The sequence below is a fragment of the Arsenophonus endosymbiont of Apis mellifera genome (assembly GCF_903968575.1).
GTDB lineage: Bacteria > Pseudomonadota > Gammaproteobacteria > Enterobacterales > Enterobacteriaceae > Arsenophonus > Arsenophonus apicola.
This window is the reverse complement of the sequence record NZ_CAJCFU010000060.1, coordinates 257,382-274,110: the sequence shown is the minus strand read 5'-3', so window position 1 is coordinate 274,110 and position 16,729 is coordinate 257,382. Positions and strand designations below refer to the sequence as shown.

10 protein-coding genes are annotated in these 16,729 nt (G+C 38.1%); 1 reads left to right on the top strand and 9 read right to left on the bottom strand.

Features of this window, described 5'->3' with window-relative positions; translation table 11 throughout:
* The first annotated feature begins 610 nt into the window (after window positions 1-610).
* A complete protein-coding gene (locus tag H1X92_RS10240) occupies window positions 611-1,855 on the top strand; it encodes a hypothetical protein (protein ID WP_180560039.1) in 1,245 nt (414 codons plus the stop codon).
* 479 nt (window positions 1,856-2,334) lie between these two features.
* On the opposite strand, the gene H1X92_RS10235 is transcribed toward H1X92_RS10240, so the two are convergent.
* From H1X92_RS10235 to H1X92_RS10195, 9 genes are all read right to left on the bottom strand, one after another.
* On the bottom strand, window positions 2,335-2,859 hold the full coding sequence (locus H1X92_RS10235) for a UbiD family decarboxylase domain-containing protein (protein WP_304488595.1): 525 nt from the start codon (window positions 2,857-2,859) through the stop codon (window positions 2,335-2,337).
* 291 nt (window positions 2,860-3,150) lie between these two features.
* A complete protein-coding gene (locus H1X92_RS10230) occupies window positions 3,151-3,420 on the bottom strand; it encodes a hypothetical protein (RefSeq protein WP_180560037.1) in 270 nt (89 codons plus the stop codon).
* A 422-nt stretch (window positions 3,421-3,842) separates the two neighbouring features.
* A complete protein-coding gene (gene fbaB / locus H1X92_RS10225; RefSeq protein WP_180560036.1) occupies window positions 3,843-4,892 on the bottom strand; it encodes a class I fructose-bisphosphate aldolase in 1,050 nt (349 codons plus the stop codon).
* A gap of 469 nt (window positions 4,893-5,361) precedes the next feature.
* On the bottom strand, window positions 5,362-6,744 hold the full coding sequence (gene trhP / locus H1X92_RS10220; RefSeq protein ID WP_180560035.1) for a prephenate-dependent tRNA uridine(34) hydroxylase TrhP: 1,383 nt from the start codon (window positions 6,742-6,744) through the stop codon (window positions 5,362-5,364).
* Window positions 6,745-6,868: 124 nt separating this feature from the next.
* The gene (baeR, locus tag H1X92_RS10215; protein WP_180560034.1) at window positions 6,869-7,561 is read right to left on the bottom strand and encodes a two-component system response regulator BaeR; all 693 of its coding nucleotides are present in this window, start codon (window positions 7,559-7,561) and stop codon (window positions 6,869-6,871) included.
* Window positions 7,558-8,961 carry a two-component system sensor histidine kinase BaeS gene (gene baeS, locus H1X92_RS10210; protein ID WP_180560033.1) on the bottom strand — a complete coding sequence of 468 codons (1,404 nt, stop codon included), beginning with the start codon at window positions 8,959-8,961 and terminating at the stop codon, window positions 7,558-7,560. Before baeS ends, baeR begins: the two co-directional genes overlap by 4 nt.
* Complete coding sequence (mdtC, locus tag H1X92_RS10205) at window positions 8,958-12,035, bottom strand: multidrug efflux RND transporter permease subunit MdtC (protein WP_180560032.1); 3,078 nt, start codon at window positions 12,033-12,035, stop codon at window positions 8,958-8,960. Before mdtC ends, baeS begins: the two co-directional genes overlap by 4 nt.
* Complete coding sequence (locus H1X92_RS10200; RefSeq protein WP_180560031.1) at window positions 12,032-15,172, bottom strand: MdtB/MuxB family multidrug efflux RND transporter permease subunit; 3,141 nt, start codon at window positions 15,170-15,172, stop codon at window positions 12,032-12,034. Before H1X92_RS10200 ends, mdtC begins: the two co-directional genes overlap by 4 nt.
* Window positions 15,172-16,395, bottom strand: a complete 1,224-nt coding sequence (locus tag H1X92_RS10195) for an MdtA/MuxA family multidrug efflux RND transporter periplasmic adaptor subunit (RefSeq protein WP_180560087.1) — start codon at window positions 16,393-16,395, stop codon at window positions 15,172-15,174. The genes H1X92_RS10200 and H1X92_RS10195 overlap by 1 nt, the downstream gene beginning before the upstream one ends.
* Window positions 16,396-16,729: the final 334 nt, after the last annotated feature.

Genomic DNA, 16,729 nt, shown 5'->3' with positions numbered 1-16,729 from the left:
TAGAATATAGCTATTTAAATGAAATAACTGTCAGTTTTTCAATCAGTGGTAAATTTCGGATCAATTTCTGTGTTAATTTCTTTTATCATTCAGTTGTATTAATACCAAAATATTCAGTTTGCTAGAATAAATAATTTTTTAGTTAACTAAAAGGTAAAATTTCTCTAGAGGGTTGATAATTTAATTCTAAATAGCAATTTAATTATTTAAACAATATATGTAAAGGTTTAAGTTTTATTCTTGTTATCATAATAAAATTATTTTATTTTGGTATTTAAAGTAAATGTTTTATAAATTAAATAATTAATTATTATCATGATAATAATTAATTTTATCTTAGTAATCAATATAATTATTGACTTATTATAGTTGTTTTTTACGTTATTTTAAACTCTTTTACTTATTATAGTTAATTGATGTTTAATGGAGTTGTTTTTATTTATAAAAAAATAAAATAATTTTTTAATAATTACTTTTGTTTTGGAATTTTTTTTTAAACAAATTAACTATTAATAACAACATGATTTTAATTTTTTTTGATAATATTCCAACTGATATTTATCCAATATCAATTACGTTTAGATATTCTTTCAAATATATGAGGTAACAGATGAATAATATGAATATAGATGTAATATGGGGTAATTTCTATCGTTTGGATAGCCTTGATTTATCTTTTGTAGGGAATGCAACAGCTGAAAAAGCAATTATTTTTTGTAATGATACCAATCAAATTGCTATTTCAGTAAAAGTTAAAATTGTTGATAAAAATAATCAGCCATTAATTATTCCTTCTGATGAATTACTTAAACACTTACATTTAGTTTATTTTAGAAATGGGGAACCATTAAATAGGGAGAATAACAGTTCTAATTCTAGCGATCCGTGGGTGTATTCAGAAAAGAGCAAGGGTTATACTAATGTACCCTCCTTTGATATAGCTTTTAGCAACAGCAAAGTTGTAAATGATACAGCAAAACTGGAGGTTATCTTTTATCTCTCGTCTAAAAAAGAGAGTAGTATCGATATCGCAGCCGGAATCTATATTCCAGAAGTAGGTTATTTTAATACCAGTCAAAATGGTACAAATACAAAAAATGGACCAGGTGGAAGAGAAGGCTCACCGTATATCGTTCCGAAAAAAAGACATATTGAGGCGCTTGAAGAAATTGTTTATGACAAAAGTAACACTGAGCTAGTTGCCAGTCCTTTAGTCTTCAAAAATAATTTTAATTGGGCATCACGTTTTTGGGCACGAATTTTTAAATCGCATAATGATGGAAAAGTAGAATTTCGTAGTGTCCAGTTAAAACCAAAAGCAGCCAGCAAAATTACTGGGTTTGATAGCTGGCATTTTTCTAGTGGGGGGAAATTAACCAATAGTAGTGTAAACAGAGGTCCGATTGAATGGGATTATGATAATGAAGTGACGGAAGATGCCTTTTCTTGCATTAGAGATGGTTCTCAAAAGGCATGTGCTATTATTCATAAGAGCGCGGCAGGGGCGGGAAATAATGATAATCATGTCAATATGTGGTTTTTTTCCTCAGTTGACAGTGAAGCTTCTCGTAAACACACACCTATTTCAGTAAATGGCCAATATTTTGTAGTTGATAGCAATTATACCTATCGAGCAGCGGTTTACACCTCTGATAGCCAATATGGTGATGAAAAGATCCCTGAACTATATCTGTATAAATTTGTGCTGCCAACATGTGGTGGTAGTTGGCAAACACAGTGGGTAAATGCTGTTGATACACCAACAATTAGTGTTACTGATAAATATGGTAATACAGGAAAAATTAAGTTTGGCTTTAATGACGGTGAGCATTTTGATCTGCCTGGCATTATATAATGCTGAATTTGTATTAATTATAGAGGCTAATTAATTATTTAACTAGCATAAGCTTATCTGATAGTTATGAGTAATTTATTTTAATTTTATATTTTTAAAAGGGTTTATATCCCTATTTAACAAATTATTACTTTAGAATAACTAGATATTTTACCGTAATTATCAGGTTGTTTTTGTCACATTCAGTAATAGTAAGTGCTAGTTCTATTGCAAGAGTGATTTTCGGCTAGTGTTTAATATATAGCTAGTTAAATATACTTTTTGTCGCTAGGTTGATTTATAAATTATTAATATTGACACCACTAAACATACAAATTCGTTATTGTTATTATTTTTACTGCAAAAAATGTTATTAGTACATACTAGAATTTATATAAATAATTTATTTTATTTGTTTAACAAAAGTATAATTATCGACCATAAAGAAAAATTTTACCTGCGCTTAATTCGTTAAAAAATAAACAATTAATATTTATTGTTTAGCGAAAGCCATAATTTTTCCAATTAGTTAACACCTTATTTTTTATACTCTTTGGATATGAATGTTGGAAACAGGCGGTCGTGGCATGCATTTTGCCATCGTACTGTTCCGCTAGCAGGCAATTAATAATTGCTTTACCGCCACAGCCTAGTATTTTATCTCCATGATTAAGATAAGGTACCATAGGAAATTCTTTAATGGCAGGGAAAATAAAATGATCTCTGGCTGGATGTGAACGGGTCGCCAGCGCCCAGACAACCTGATTGATATCACTAAAATCAATATCATTGCTAACTAATATAAGCTTGGGAATTAAGTAGCCGGCATGAGAGTTGAAAACCACTTGCGCAATCTGTGCTGCAAAATCGCTAGCATGGGTTTTCAGTGCGGCAAGTTTTACTATATCAATAGCAATCACCGCCCAACATGTTGCTGCTTCATAAGAACACCAGACAAAATCAACGGGTAACTTTGCCTGCTGCATAATTTCCAGCAACTTAGCAGAGATCATTGTTCCCCAAATCGTATGATTTTCATCTTAACTCTATTGAAAGGAACGATTTTCTATTGATCTACGGGTTTTAAATAGTATGGTTATAAATTAACAATCTGTAGCAATTTAATTTTATATTATAAATAAAATTTATAAAGTCATTAAGAACGCAAGAAAAATATATATTGTTAGTAGATTTATTATATTGCTGTATTAAAGAAATAAGAATAATGGCGATGATAATTATTATCGCTAATATCAAGATATTGGCTTTTACTTTCTCTAGTCTATTCTTATTAATAATAAGCCATTATTTATAAACTATGTTAGGTATGCATAATAAATATTTCCATTAGCTAAATCTATTGAATTTTTTTTTTGCAGTGATTTTTTTATTGTCATTTCAATAGCCTGTTTAATTGTGGGATTAGCTTGTATTAGTATTGTACCATTCTTATATAAATAGATGCTTACTCCCTGCGGTAACTGATAACAAAAGCAATATCCTTTTGTTATTAGTTCTATTTTACCTAAACCACATTTAGCTAAAAAATTACTAAAAGTATCAAAACAATATGGATATTTTAACATTATTTTTACCTCCTTGTGATATTTCTAACGTTATTTAATTTATAAAATATAAAAATTGTGATCTTTAATCAACATAATGATAATGGAAATATTAATTTCATGGATTCAATAAATAATATTAATCACTCGCGACCTAGATCTAATAAATAAAGTGATAATTAGCAAGGAAGCTTGATCAGTTATTTATTGCAACACTCTACCATTATTGTTATTAATTTGCTCAGGAGCTACTATATTTGGCTTTTTGTAATATATCGACATTAACCAATGGTGAGAATTTCAATATACAGAGTAAATGATTTGCTATATTTATTGGATTTAATAAAAATAAAAAATTATAAACGGTGATACAAAATTAGCATTTATCACCGTCAACACATATATTATTAATAACACAATACTATTTAATTAAGTGGTAAATACTAAGCAATGGTTATTTTTTTATTTAAGTAAACATCTTGCACTGCATTTATAAGGGCAATACCTTCTTTCATCGATTTTTTAAACGCTTTTCTGCCAAGAATTAATCCCATACCACCGGCTCGTTTATTGATAACTGCGGTACGAACTGACTCTTTTAGGTCATTTGAACCAGCAGCCCCGCCGGAATTAATTAACCCAGCTCGACCCATATAGCAATTTGCTAATTGATATCTCACCAAATCGATCGGATGATCGGTTGTCAAATAGCTATATACCCGTTCATCGGTATAACCAAAGCCAATAGCCTTAAAGCCACCATTATTTTCTGCCATTTTTTGTTTAATAATGTCAGCACCAATTGTTGCTGCTAAATGGTTTGCTTGGCCAGTAAGATCGGCACTAGTATGATAATCATTTTTCCCTTTTTGAAAGGCTGAATTGCGTAAATATGCCCATAGCACCGTCACCATACCCAGTTCGTGGGCGCGTTCAAAGGCAGCGGAAATTTCTTCAATCTGGCGTCGAGACTCCAGTGACCCATAGTAAATGGTGGCGCCAACCGCAACTGCACCCATGGCAAAAGCTTGCTCAACACTGGCATAAAGCGTTTGATCATATTGAGTTGGATAACTGAGTGTTTCATTGTGATTCAGTTTTACTAAAAAAGAAATTTTGTGCGCATAACGACGTGAAACTGCCGCTAAAACACCATAGGTAGAGGCGACGCAATTACATCCAGCTTCTATAGCCAGTTCAACAATATTTTTAGGATCAAAATAGAGTGGATTAGCGGCGAAAGAGGCCGCCGCTGAATGTTCGACGCCTTGATCTACTGGTAGAATTGAAAGGTAGCCACTACCCGCCAGTCTGCCGTGATCAAACAGGGTTTGCATTGAGCGTAAGACTGAGTTTGGGCGGTTATTATCTATCATGACGCGATCAATAAAATCGTTGCCGGGGAGGTATAATTTTTCTTGGGCGATGGTTTGGCAGCGATGTTGTAATAGACTGTCAGCTTCAGAGCCTAGCAATGTCTCGATATCGGTCATGATTTACTCCCGTTTATTGACGATGTGATTGATTGTTATCCATTATAGTTTGAAAAACAAGCTATATTGCTTTAGTTAAGAGAGGTGGATCGCTTCAGTTTAATGTTAGTTTTCAAGTTGCTGGTTAATGTGGTGTGCACTATTTTATTAACGATTTACTGTTATTTTGCTTAACAATATTGGCTGGCAAAAGAGTAGAAATTTATCGGCTACAAAAAGAAAAAGCTAACTCAAGGGAGATTGAGTTAGCAAAGAAGGTGGTTCCTAGTCTTACTATTAATTTCTAGTTCTACATTTTTCGCTAACTATCTTATGATAATAAATATTATGTTGCTGTGATCTAATACATAAAAATGGCATTTTTTCCTTAAATTATGCATTAATATTATCGTTATTTAAGATCGCGTAAATTGATAACAAAGGGTTATAACTAAAGCAAACTTGTTACTGTTTACTTTAGTATTTGCAGTTATTTTACCGTTTGCAGTTGTTGCTTGCCGTGGGGGTCTCTGGTTGTTGTTCCAGCCAAATTGCGAATTAATAGCGCAAAATGCAGGTCAACGTCCGCAGGAATGGGGAGGTAAACTTTATAGCCATTGCCTGGTGCCACTTGAATAGGTAGATTTTTTTTATCAAATAAGTCAGTTAAGGTAAATTGGATATTACCTGCCGGTGTCATTAGCTCTAAATTATCACCCAGACTAAATTTATTTTTTACGTCCACTTCTGCCAGCCCATCTTTACGTTGGCCAGTGAATTCACCAACAAATTGTTGGCTATCAGAAACAGAATAACCATATTCATAGGTTTGGTATGCATCATGAGTATGTCGACGTAAAAAGCCCTCGGTATAACCTCGGTGAGCTAAGCCTTCTAATGTGGTTAATAATGTAGGATCAAAAGGGTTACCAGCAACGGCATCGTCAATAGCCCGACGATAAACTTGAGCAGTTCGAGCACAATAGTAGAAGGATTTGGTGCGTCCTTCAATTTTTAATGAGTGAACACCAATCTGAGTTAAACGTTCTACATGTTCAATTGCCCGTAGATCTTTTGAATTCATAATATAGGTGCCATGCTCATCTTCAAAAGCGGTCATATATTCACCGGGACGTTTCGTTTCTTCAATTAAAAAAACTTTGTCGGTGGGTTGCCCACTACCTAAAGTGGGCTGAATATTTTTTATCTTGATAGGTTCGTGATGATGAACAATATTACCGATTGCGTCTTCTTTTCCTTCCTGTACTTTATATTGCCAACGGCAAGCATTGGTACAGGTTCCTTGATTGGGATCGCGCTTATTGATATAACCCGATAGTAAACAACGACCCGAATAGGCCATACAAAGTGCGCCGTGAACAAAAATTTCTAATTCAATCTCAGGTACTTGTTGGCGAATCTCCGCAATTTCTTCAATAGAGAGTTCACGAGACAAAATAATGCGACTTAATCCCATTTGTTGCCAAAATTTTACTGTTGCCCAGTTAACGGCGTTTGCTTGGACAGAAAGATGGATTTCCATGGCTGGAAATGTTTCTCTCACTAGCATGATTAGACCAGGATCGGACATAATCAAAGCATCCGGTTGCATTTCAATAACCGGAGTAAGATCACGAATAAAGGTTTTTAATTTAGCATTATGCGGCGCAATATTAACCACCACATAAAAACGTTTTCCCATTTCATGGGCTTCTTTAATACCTTTAGCTAAATTCTCATGATTGAATTCGTTGTTACGAACACGGAGGCTATAGCGAGGCTGTCCAGCATAAACAGCGTCAGCGCCATAGGCAAAAGCATAACGCATGTTCTTTAGGGAACCTGCGGGAGAAAGTAATTCTGGCGTAAACATGATGAGTTCTCAATCTGATAACAAGTCAGTACTTATTCTTAAGCGGATAAGTTTTAAGTTGTTAATTCTAACGTCTTATGAGATGAAAGCCAAATTAACCGGCAGCTGGATTGGCAAAATTTAATTAAACTGGTTCCCAACGATAACCTAAACCGTATACTGAACGAATAAATTGCCGTTGTTTATCTAATAGTTGCAACTTGCGGCGCAAGTTTTTTATATGGCTATCAATGGTGCGATCAGTAACGATACGATAATCATCATAGAGGTTATTCAGCAGTTTATCACGGGAAAAAACTTTACCTGGATGCTGGGATAAAAATTTTAATAAGCGAAATTCAGCCGGAGTTAATTCAACGGTTTGATGTTGATAATGGATCTGATAAGCGCTGTCATCCATAATCAGCTTCAGATCGCTATTTTGGGCGTTAGTTTGTCGATAGCAACGACGTAAAATGGTTTTAATTCTAGCTATCACTTCACGGGGGCTAAAGGGTTTACAGATATAGTCATCAGCCCCAATCTCTAAGCTAACTAAGCGATCGTGCTCTTCTGTTTTGGCTGTCACTATAATAATAGGAATGTCTGAAAATTGACGTAATTGACGGCAAATTGATAGGCCATCCGTTCCTGGCAACATTAGATCAAGTAGAATTAGATCAGGTAAAAAATTTTTTACTTGCTTAATAACACTATTACCATCGAGTAGCCAATCACTCTGAAAACCTGCGGCTTGCAGATAATCAACTAACAGTTGGCCTAACTTTGGTTCATCTTCAACAACTAAAATACGGTAGCAGACATTTTCGCAACTCATACACTTTGGCTTTTATGGTTATCATCTAACGGTAATTCTAAGCTAATTTTTACCCCACCTAAAGAGGAGGCTGAAGCGATAATTTTGCCGCCATGGGCTTCGATAATATTGTAGCAAATTGCTAAGCCAAGCCCTGAACCGCCACTGGCGCGATTACGAGAGTTTTCAACCCGGTAAAAGCGTTCAAAGATATAGGGATATTGATCGTCTAATAAGCCGGGTGCACTATCTTGCCAAATGAGATAAAAGCTATGTTCAGCAACATAACCTTGAATAACCAGTGAGCCTGGTGAGTGAGTATAACGCAAGCTATTTTCCAGTAAATTATGCCATAGTTGAGCTAAACGATCAGGATCTGCATTTAACGTTATTTTACTAGGCAGTGTAATATTTAACGTTATTTGTTTATCAGCAAATCGGCTACGATAGCTACTGATAGCTAACTCAATTTGCTGGACTAAATTGATATTTTTTTTTCGATAAACCAGTGAACCGCGATCAGACAAGGATAACTGATGTAAGTCATTGACAAGTTTAATTAATGTATTTGTTTCAGCCAATAAAGAGTGTAATGTTGTAACGGAAAGCGGCCGCACACCATCCTGAATGGCTTCGAGCTCACCCCGTAATATAGCTAATGGGGTGCGTAATTCATGAGAGATATCTGCCATATAATCACGCCGCATATGTTCATTTTTTTCTAATGTTGAGGCTAACTGATTGAAATATTTAGCCAATTGGCCTAGTTCATCGCGGCTCGAGATCTGCACACGAACGGCAAAATTACCAGTAGTAAGTTGGTGAGTCCCCTCAAGAATATGTTTAATTGGTTTGAGAAAATTTCTGGCCAGTAAAAAAGTGGTGATCAGCGCCAGTAGCAATGAGAACATGGTGACCAGAGAACTGGTGATATGTTGTTGACGATCAAAATTAATATCCGCTTCACGACTGATTTTATCAGCTGCATTACTCATCACCCAACCCACGATCTGGTTATGATACTTGACTGGCTTTTGAATAATATCTTCACTAACAATCGGTAATTTTCCACGACCTGAAAGTCTGTCCATATTATGATCAACAATCCAAACTTGCGTACGCCAGCTTTTTGCTGAAGATTGCGTCGGCAGAAAGTTTTCTTGTTCCAGGGTATTAATGATCCTGGTTACTGCGCGGCCATTATGTTGCAAAAAAGACCAATTACCGGTTTGCTGATATTGTTCCGTCAGGGCTTGAGCAATTAGGCTGGTACGTAATTCATTGGTTTGTTTTATGTAGCCAATAAAACCTTGCTCAAAAGTTAATCTAATTCCCCAATGCATAGTAAAAACGATCAACAGACAGAGGGCGAAGATAGCAAAAAAAAGCTTACTGGTAACACCGCTAAAGTGTATTTTCATGCAAGCCTCGCCAACTGGCGTTTTTGTTGTAGATAGCCTTGAAGCTTATCGAAAGCGAGATAAACCACTGGAGTGGTATAGAGTGTTAATATTTGACTAACAATTAAGCCGCCAACAATGGTTATACCTAGTGGTTGGCGTAATTCTGCCCCATCACCATTACCTAGTGCTAGCGGTAGCATGCCAAAAATCGCCGCGATGGTTGTCATTAATATGGGTCGAAACCTTAATAAGCTGGCTTTAAATATGGCATCGTGTGCGCTTAGTTGACCCTGCCTTTGCGCCTGGATGGCAAAATCCACCATAATAATGGCATTTTTCTTAACAATACCAATTAATAACATAATACCAATCAGTGCAATTAAACTGAAAGGGGTATTAAACAGCTCTAATGCTAACAAAGCACCTAAACCAGCAGAAGGTAACGTGGAAATAATGGTTAATGGATGGATATAGCTTTCATAGAGAATACCAAGGACAAGATAGACTGCACCGATGGCGGCAATAATCAGAAATAATTGGGTTTTTAAGGTTTCTTGAAATATTTTTGCAGTACCCGAGAAGGTACTACGCACTGTTGATGGCACACTTAATTGGATCATGGTTAATTCAATGGCCTCAATGGCATCATCAAGAGTATAACCTTCACTAAGGTTAAAAGAAATCGTTGATGAGGCAGATAACCCTTGATGATTAACACTTAACGGGGCATTAGCGGGTTGCCATTTGGCAAAAAAGGAGAGCGGAATTGCTTTGCCATATTTATTAATTACAAACATTTTTGCTAATGAACTGGCATCTTGGGTATATTCAGGTGCCACTTCCATTACAACTTTATATTGATTCATAGGTTGATAAATCGTTGATATTTGTCGCTGGCCAAAGGCATCGTTAAGTAAATTATTCGCTTCTTTAACATTAATGCCTAATTGTGCCATTTTGTCACGATCATAAGTTATCGCCATTTCAGAGCCTTTGTCCTCTTTGTCAGAATTAACATCGGCCAGTTGTGGCAGCTCAGCCAGGGCTTTACGAACTTGTGGTTCCCACTGACGTAATTGATTAAGATCATCAGCAAGTAGGCTAAATTGATAACTGGCAGTAGCCTGACGCCCACCCGCGCGAATATCCTGCACTGGTATAAGAAATAAGTTAGCGCCTGGTTCATTTGCTAGTTGAGTTCTCAATCGCTGAATAACTTGGTTAGCGGTTTCTTTACGCAGGTTAAGGGGTTTTAAAGAGATAAACATAAAACCGCTATTAATTCGGCTGCCACCTGTAAAACCGGTTACATTGTCTATGCTTGGATCTCCTGCCAATTGGGTCATAAATTGTGTCATTTTGTTTTTCATGGCTTGAAAAGAGATACTCTGATCGGCCCGAACATAACCTAGCAATCGGCCGGTATCCTGTTCGGGGAAGAAGGTTTTTGGGATACTGATATAGAGATAAATGTTTAAAGCCATGGTCGCGAATAAAACTAATAACACATTACGTTGATGGGCTAAAACCCAATTTAATGTGACGCCGTAACTTTGTTGTATTTTTAATAATAGCCGACCTACGCCACTTATCTTATGGGTACTGTGTTTTTTGGTTTTTTTTAATAGATAAGCACACATCATGGGGGTAAGAGTAAGGGAAACAAATAATGAGATCAAAATGGCTGTGGCTAGGGTAATGGCAAATTCATGGAAAAATCGGCCAACTAATCCCCCCATAAAGAATAGTGGGATAAAAACGGCAATTAAGGAAATACTCATCGACAAGACGGTAAAACCAACCTCACTGACACCGATAATAGCCGCTTTATGTGGCGCTAAACCATTTTCTATGTGGCGCATAATATTCTCAATCACCACAATTGCATCGTCGACAACAAAACCGGTCGCGACGGTTAGTGCCATCAGCGATAAGTTATTCAGGCTAAAACCACATAAATACATAGCTGAAAAACTACCAATTAGCGAAACGGGTACCACAATAGCGGGAATAATAGTTGCTCGACCAGAGCGTAAGAATAAGAAAACCACTAAGATCACTAAACCAATTGCAATCGCTAATGCTCGCTCAACTTCCGTCAGCGAAGCTCGAATTGTCGGCGTTCTATCTTGGGCGATGGTTAAATTGATACTTGCAGGTAGCATTTTTCTAAGTTCAGGCAGCTCGGCACGAATACGATCGACGGTAGCAATGATATTGGCGCCCGCTTCTCGGCGAATGACTAAAATAATGGCTGGTTTGCCGGCAGCCATACCGGCGGTACGAATGTCTTGTACCGAGTCTTTGATATTAGCAACATCCTGTAGTCTAACTACAGAGTTATTATGGGAATGAATAATAATCGGTCGATAATCGGCAGCGGTTTTTAATTCATCATTGGTTTTTATTTGCCAGCGTGATTGTTCATCATGAAGGTAACCTTGTGGACGACGAACATTGGCATTATTAACCGCTTCTCTGACTGCATCAAGGGCGATCCCTTGATTAAATAGGGCCGAGGGATTGAGTTCAATACGTACTGCTGGTAACGAACCACCGCTAACAGAAACCTCACTGACACCGGCTATTTGGGCAAGACGTTGTGCCAGGCGCGTCGAAGCCATGTCATATATTTCACCGATGGGGTAGCTATTAGAGGTTAAGGTTAGGATCATAATCGGCGCATCGGCTGGATTAGTTTTGTAGTAACGTGGCCGTGATGGCATACCGCTAGGTAGCATACTTTGCGCCGCATTTAATGCCGCTTGTACTTCCCTGGCAGCACTATTGATGTCTTTATCAAGATCAAATTCCAGCGTAATGTTAGTACTACCGAGCGAACTGTTGGAAGTCATCTCGTTAATACCAGCAATTTGACCTAAAGCACGCTCTAAAGGGGTCGCGACCGAAGAAGCCATAGTTTCCGGTGATGCCCCTGGCAGTGAGGCGGTGACTTTAATAACGGGAAAATCCACTTGTGGTAATGGTGCGATCGGTAACAACATAAATGTTAAAACACCGCAAAGGGTAATTGCCACGCTCAGTAGGGTTGATGCTACCGGACGTTCGATAAATAATGCGAACAATTTCACAGCGATGGCTCCTCTCCTTTTGATACCTGTTGATGTTGACGGCCAGATTTCCAATAATTAGCTAGCCTGTCAAAAAGTAGATAGATCACGGGTGTGGTAAAAAGGGTTAAGATTTGACTCAAAATTAAGCCACCAACCATGCCGGTTCCTAGCGGCCGGCGTAACTCAGCGCCGACGCCGGTACTTAACATTAAAGGTAGCGCGCCTAGCAGAGCGGCCATAGTAGTCATCAAAATAGGTCTAAAGCGTAATAAACAAGCTTGATAGATGGCTTCCTGGGGCGATAAACCTTGTTCGCGCTCTGCAGCTAAGGCAAAGTCGATCATCATAATAGCGTTTTTCTTGACGATCCCAATCAGTAATATGATGCCGATCACGGCAATAATATCCAGTTCATAGCCTGCCATCATCAAGGCTAATAGCGCGCCCACCCCTGCGGTGGGCAAGGTAGAAAGAATGGTGATTGGGTGGATAAAACTTTCATATAAGATACCTAGCACAATATACATGGCAATAATAGCGGCTAATATTAACCATAAAGTGTTAGCTAGTGCTCTTTCAAATGCTAAGGTTGCTCCTTGGAACTGAGTAACAATCTCATGGGGTAATTTAATTTGATCTTCGATCTGTTTGATTGCCTTAACCGCCCCTTCCAACGAGCTACCTTTGGCAACATTGAAGGAAAAAGTGGCCGAGGGAAATTGGGCTAAGTGATTAATTGATAAAGGCCCATAATGTTGTGCAACTTTAGCTAAAGTATTAAGTGGCACCATGGTATTTTGGTTGCTTCGCAAACGAATATTATTCAATGCCGCCAGACCAACTCCTCCTTCAACGCCATGCTCAAGAATAACTCGGTACTGATTGGCTTGGGTATAAATGGTCGAGATCATTCGTTGGCCAAAAGCATTATATAATGCGTTATCAATGGCCGACATACTAATGCCTAAACGGCTGGCCGTATCGCGGTCAACCGTTACATTGGCAATTAACCCTCTATCTTGCCAATCGCTACTTACATCAGTAAGTTGCTGATCGGCATTTAATGCGTTGAGAAGCTTGGGTACCCATATTGACAGTTGTTCTAAAGATGTTGCTTGTAGAGTAAATTGATATTGGGTACGGGAAATTTGCGTATTAATGGTTAAATCTTGCATTGGCTGTAAAAATAACTTAAGACCGGGAATATTGTTAACCGCATGTTGTAGCCGAGGGATAATAACGTCAATTCGCTCATGACGTTGATTTAATGGCTTAAGGGTAATTTGCAATCGCGCATTATTGAGGGCCGAATTGCTACCATCGACACCGACAAAAGTAATGACATTTTCTACTGCTGGATCGGCTAATATTCGTTCAGCCACTTGTTGCTGCTTATCAGCCATGGCGGCATAGGAGCTTGATGGTGGTGCTTCTATTACACCTTGCAGTAATCCATTGTCTTGTAAGGGAAAAAAACCTTTTGAAATAATAAAATAGAGTAATGCGGTCAGTAATAATGTGCCGACCGCGATAGCTAATATTATCCATTCATGATTGAGAATGCGTTTAAGCCAGGCGCCATAAATCGCAATCATTTTATCAAACACTATCTCACAGCCTTGCTCGAAACGATTGTATTTGGTTTTTACCTCAGCTTTAAGTAAACGGGCACACATCATTGGTGTCAGAGTGAGGGAGACTACAGCTGAAATTAAAATTGCTACGGCCAGCGTAATGGCAAATTCACGAAATAAGCGACCGACAATATCACTCATAAAAAACAGTGGGATCAGCACAGCAATTAATGAAAATGTTAATGAAATAATGGTAAAACCAATCTCACCAGCGCCTTTCAGCGCTGCCGTTAACGGTTTATCCCCTTTTTCCAAGTAGCGGGAGATGTTTTCAATCACCACAATCGCATCATCTACCACAAATCCTGTTGCTACCGTTAAGGCCATCAGGGTGAGATTATTAATCGAAAAACCACAAAAATACATGACGGCAAAAGTACCCACCAGGGATAGAGGAACGGCGATGCTCGGAATTAAGGTTGCGACACCATTGCGTAAAAAGAGATAAATCACCATGACAACTAATGCGATCGCGAGTATTAATTCAAATTGCACATCTTTAACTGAAGCGCGAATAGTCGTTGTTCGATCGGTCAGGATATTAACTTTAACTGCTTTTGGTAAATTTTTAACTAACTCAGGTAGAATTTTTCGAATATTATCGGTGGTTTTAATGACATTCGCCCCAGGCTGGCGCTGTACATTAATCACAATAGCTGGTTTTTTATTTGCCCAAGCGCCTAATTGCGTATTTTCCGCTGCTTGTGAAATCGTAGCAATATCACCTAGCCGGATCGCGGCACCTTGCTTATAGGCAATAATGAGTGAGCGATAATCGGCTAATGATTTCATTTGATCATTAGCCGAAAGCGTAATTGATCGAGCGGGGCCATCAAGGCTGCCTTTGGCTGAATTAACATTGGCATTGTTAATAGCGAGCCGAATAGTTTCATTATCCAGTTGCTGAGAAGCAACGGCTTGGGGGTTTAGTTTAATACGGACTGCCGGACGTTGACCGCCCGCCAGGGTGACTAATCCAACCCCATCGACTTGAGAAATTTTTTGCGCTACCCGTGTTTCAACCATATCTTGCAGCTGGGTCATAGGCAGGGCATTGGTGGTCACGGCTAAGGTTAAAATGGGCGGATCGGCCGGGTTAACTTTGCTATAAACGGGAGGATAGGGCAGATCTTTCGGTAATAGATTACTGGCTGCATTAATAGCTGCTTGTACTTCTTGTTCAGCAATATCTAATGGCAGTGACAATTGAAAAGTTAACGTAATTACTGAAGAACCGCCAGCACTTTGGGAAAACATCTGCTTTAAACCAGCCATTTGTCCCAACTGACGTTCTAATGGTGCGGTGATAGCGGAAGTCATCACATCAGGGCTGGCACCCGGATAGAGGGTGACGACTTGAATAGTCGGATAATCAACTTGTGGCAAGGCTGAGACCGGTAAAAAACGGTAACCAATAATACCAGCCAATAAAATGGCAACCATAAATAACGTGGTTGCTACCGGGCGTAAAATAAATAACCGTGAGGGACCCCCACTTTTTTCCGGAGTCTCAAACTGCATTAAGATTTCTCCGTCGTATTAGCATAGGAAGTTAATTGATCGTTTGGGGTAACCACCTGAACTTTTACCCCATCAACCAGCCTATCGACACCATCGGTAACAACACCAACACCAGCGTCCAACCCTGTGCTAATAATAGTCTTTTGACCATCCTGTAAACCCACTGTTACTTTCTGTTTACTGACAACATTATTTTTATCTATTGTCCAGACAAAGTGACCAATACTGCCCATTTGTAAGGCGGCGGTTGGGATCACCACCACATTTTTTAGCGTATTAACTTGAATATGGATATTGATAAATTGGTTAGGAAAAAGCCTATTATCTTGGTTGGGGAAGCGCGCTTTCATTTTTAATGTGCCAGTGGTGCTATCAATCTGGTTATCGGTACTTAACAGATAACCGGCTGCAATTTGGGCGCTATTATTGCGATCCCAGGCGATCACTGGAATTTTAGTGTTTTGCTGTTGAGCGATTTTGATCAGCGAAATATCGGCTTCAGGTAGTGCAAAAAGAGCATCAATCGGGGTTGTTTGAGTGATGATAACGATAGGTGAAGTTGAACTGCCGGCGATGAAATTACCAATATCGACCTGTTTTAAACCTACACGACCGGCAATGGGTGCCGTAATTCGGCTATAGGTCAGTTGCAGTTTAGCATTACTGATTGCTGCTTGATCAATTTTAACACTGCCTTCTGCTTGTTGAACCAAGGTTTGCTGTTTATCTAACTCTTGTTGTGAAATAACCTTACTGGCGGCTAGTTTTTGATAACGCGCTAAATCTTGTCTGGCATTACGTAATTGTGCCTGATCTTTCGTTAATTGTCCCTCTGCTTGTGCCAGCGAGATTTGAAATGGCCGCGGATCGATTTCAGCTAATAGATCGCCGGCTTTAACCGTTTGTCCTTCGGTAAAATGGAGTGCCATTAATTGTCCCTGCACACGGCTGGTTACCGTTACGGTATTGGCAGCTTGTACGGTACCTAATGCAGTCAGAATGTGGGGAATACTTTGTCGCACTGATAATGCCGCTTGCACCGGCGGTAATGGTATTTTACGTGATTTAGTTGAGCTTTGGTTTGGTGCTTGCGTTGTTGATAAGGAACCTGACGTTGTGGTTTGTGGATAAAAATAATGCCAGGTAAACATCCCAATAAAGGATAAAAAAACAATGGCAATAGCAGATATGACAATTTTTCGGCGGCGATTATTTTTGTTCATCATGTCCTTAGCGTTCTTATTGTGCTGGCAATAGTAAATATTTTTTTAATTGCTTAAATAAATTATTTTCATTCTATAGTTTAGCGAGTATTTGCTATAAAAAAATGAAGGAAATATGGAAATTATATCAGTCAGTCAGTGATAAGCATAAATTAGCTAAAGGGTATAGGTTAAAGATAGTGATTAATAACAAATATGTTTATTACTGCCATTTAGATAAGTATGTAATAACAAAAAAGAATTGCTAGGGGTAATTAAATAGTGGTTTTTTATATCATATTATTTTATCAATAACTAACATACTATCTCGCTTTCATTATGAACTAATCAAGGA

Coding starts and splice junctions, on each gene's coding strand:
- baeR (WP_180560034.1), bottom strand. CDS start 7,561: ATGAGTTGCGAAAATGTCTGCTACCGTATTTTAGTTGTTGAAGATGAA.
- H1X92_RS10200 (WP_180560031.1), bottom strand. CDS start 15,172: ATGCAGTTTGAGACTCCGGAAAAAAGTGGGGGTCCCTCACGGTTATTT.
- H1X92_RS10240 (WP_180560039.1), top strand. CDS start 611: ATGAATAATATGAATATAGATGTAATATGGGGTAATTTCTATCGTTTG.
- H1X92_RS10195 (WP_180560087.1), bottom strand. CDS start 16,395: ATGAACAAAAATAATCGCCGCCGAAAAATTGTCATATCTGCTATTGCC.
- baeS (WP_180560033.1), bottom strand. CDS start 8,961: ATGAAAATACACTTTAGCGGTGTTACCAGTAAGCTTTTTTTTGCTATC.
- trhP (WP_180560035.1), bottom strand. CDS start 6,744: ATGTTTACGCCAGAATTACTTTCTCCCGCAGGTTCCCTAAAGAACATG.
- H1X92_RS10230 (WP_180560037.1), bottom strand. CDS start 3,420: ATGTTAAAATATCCATATTGTTTTGATACTTTTAGTAATTTTTTAGCT.
- fbaB (WP_180560036.1), bottom strand. CDS start 4,892: ATGACCGATATCGAGACATTGCTAGGCTCTGAAGCTGACAGTCTATTA.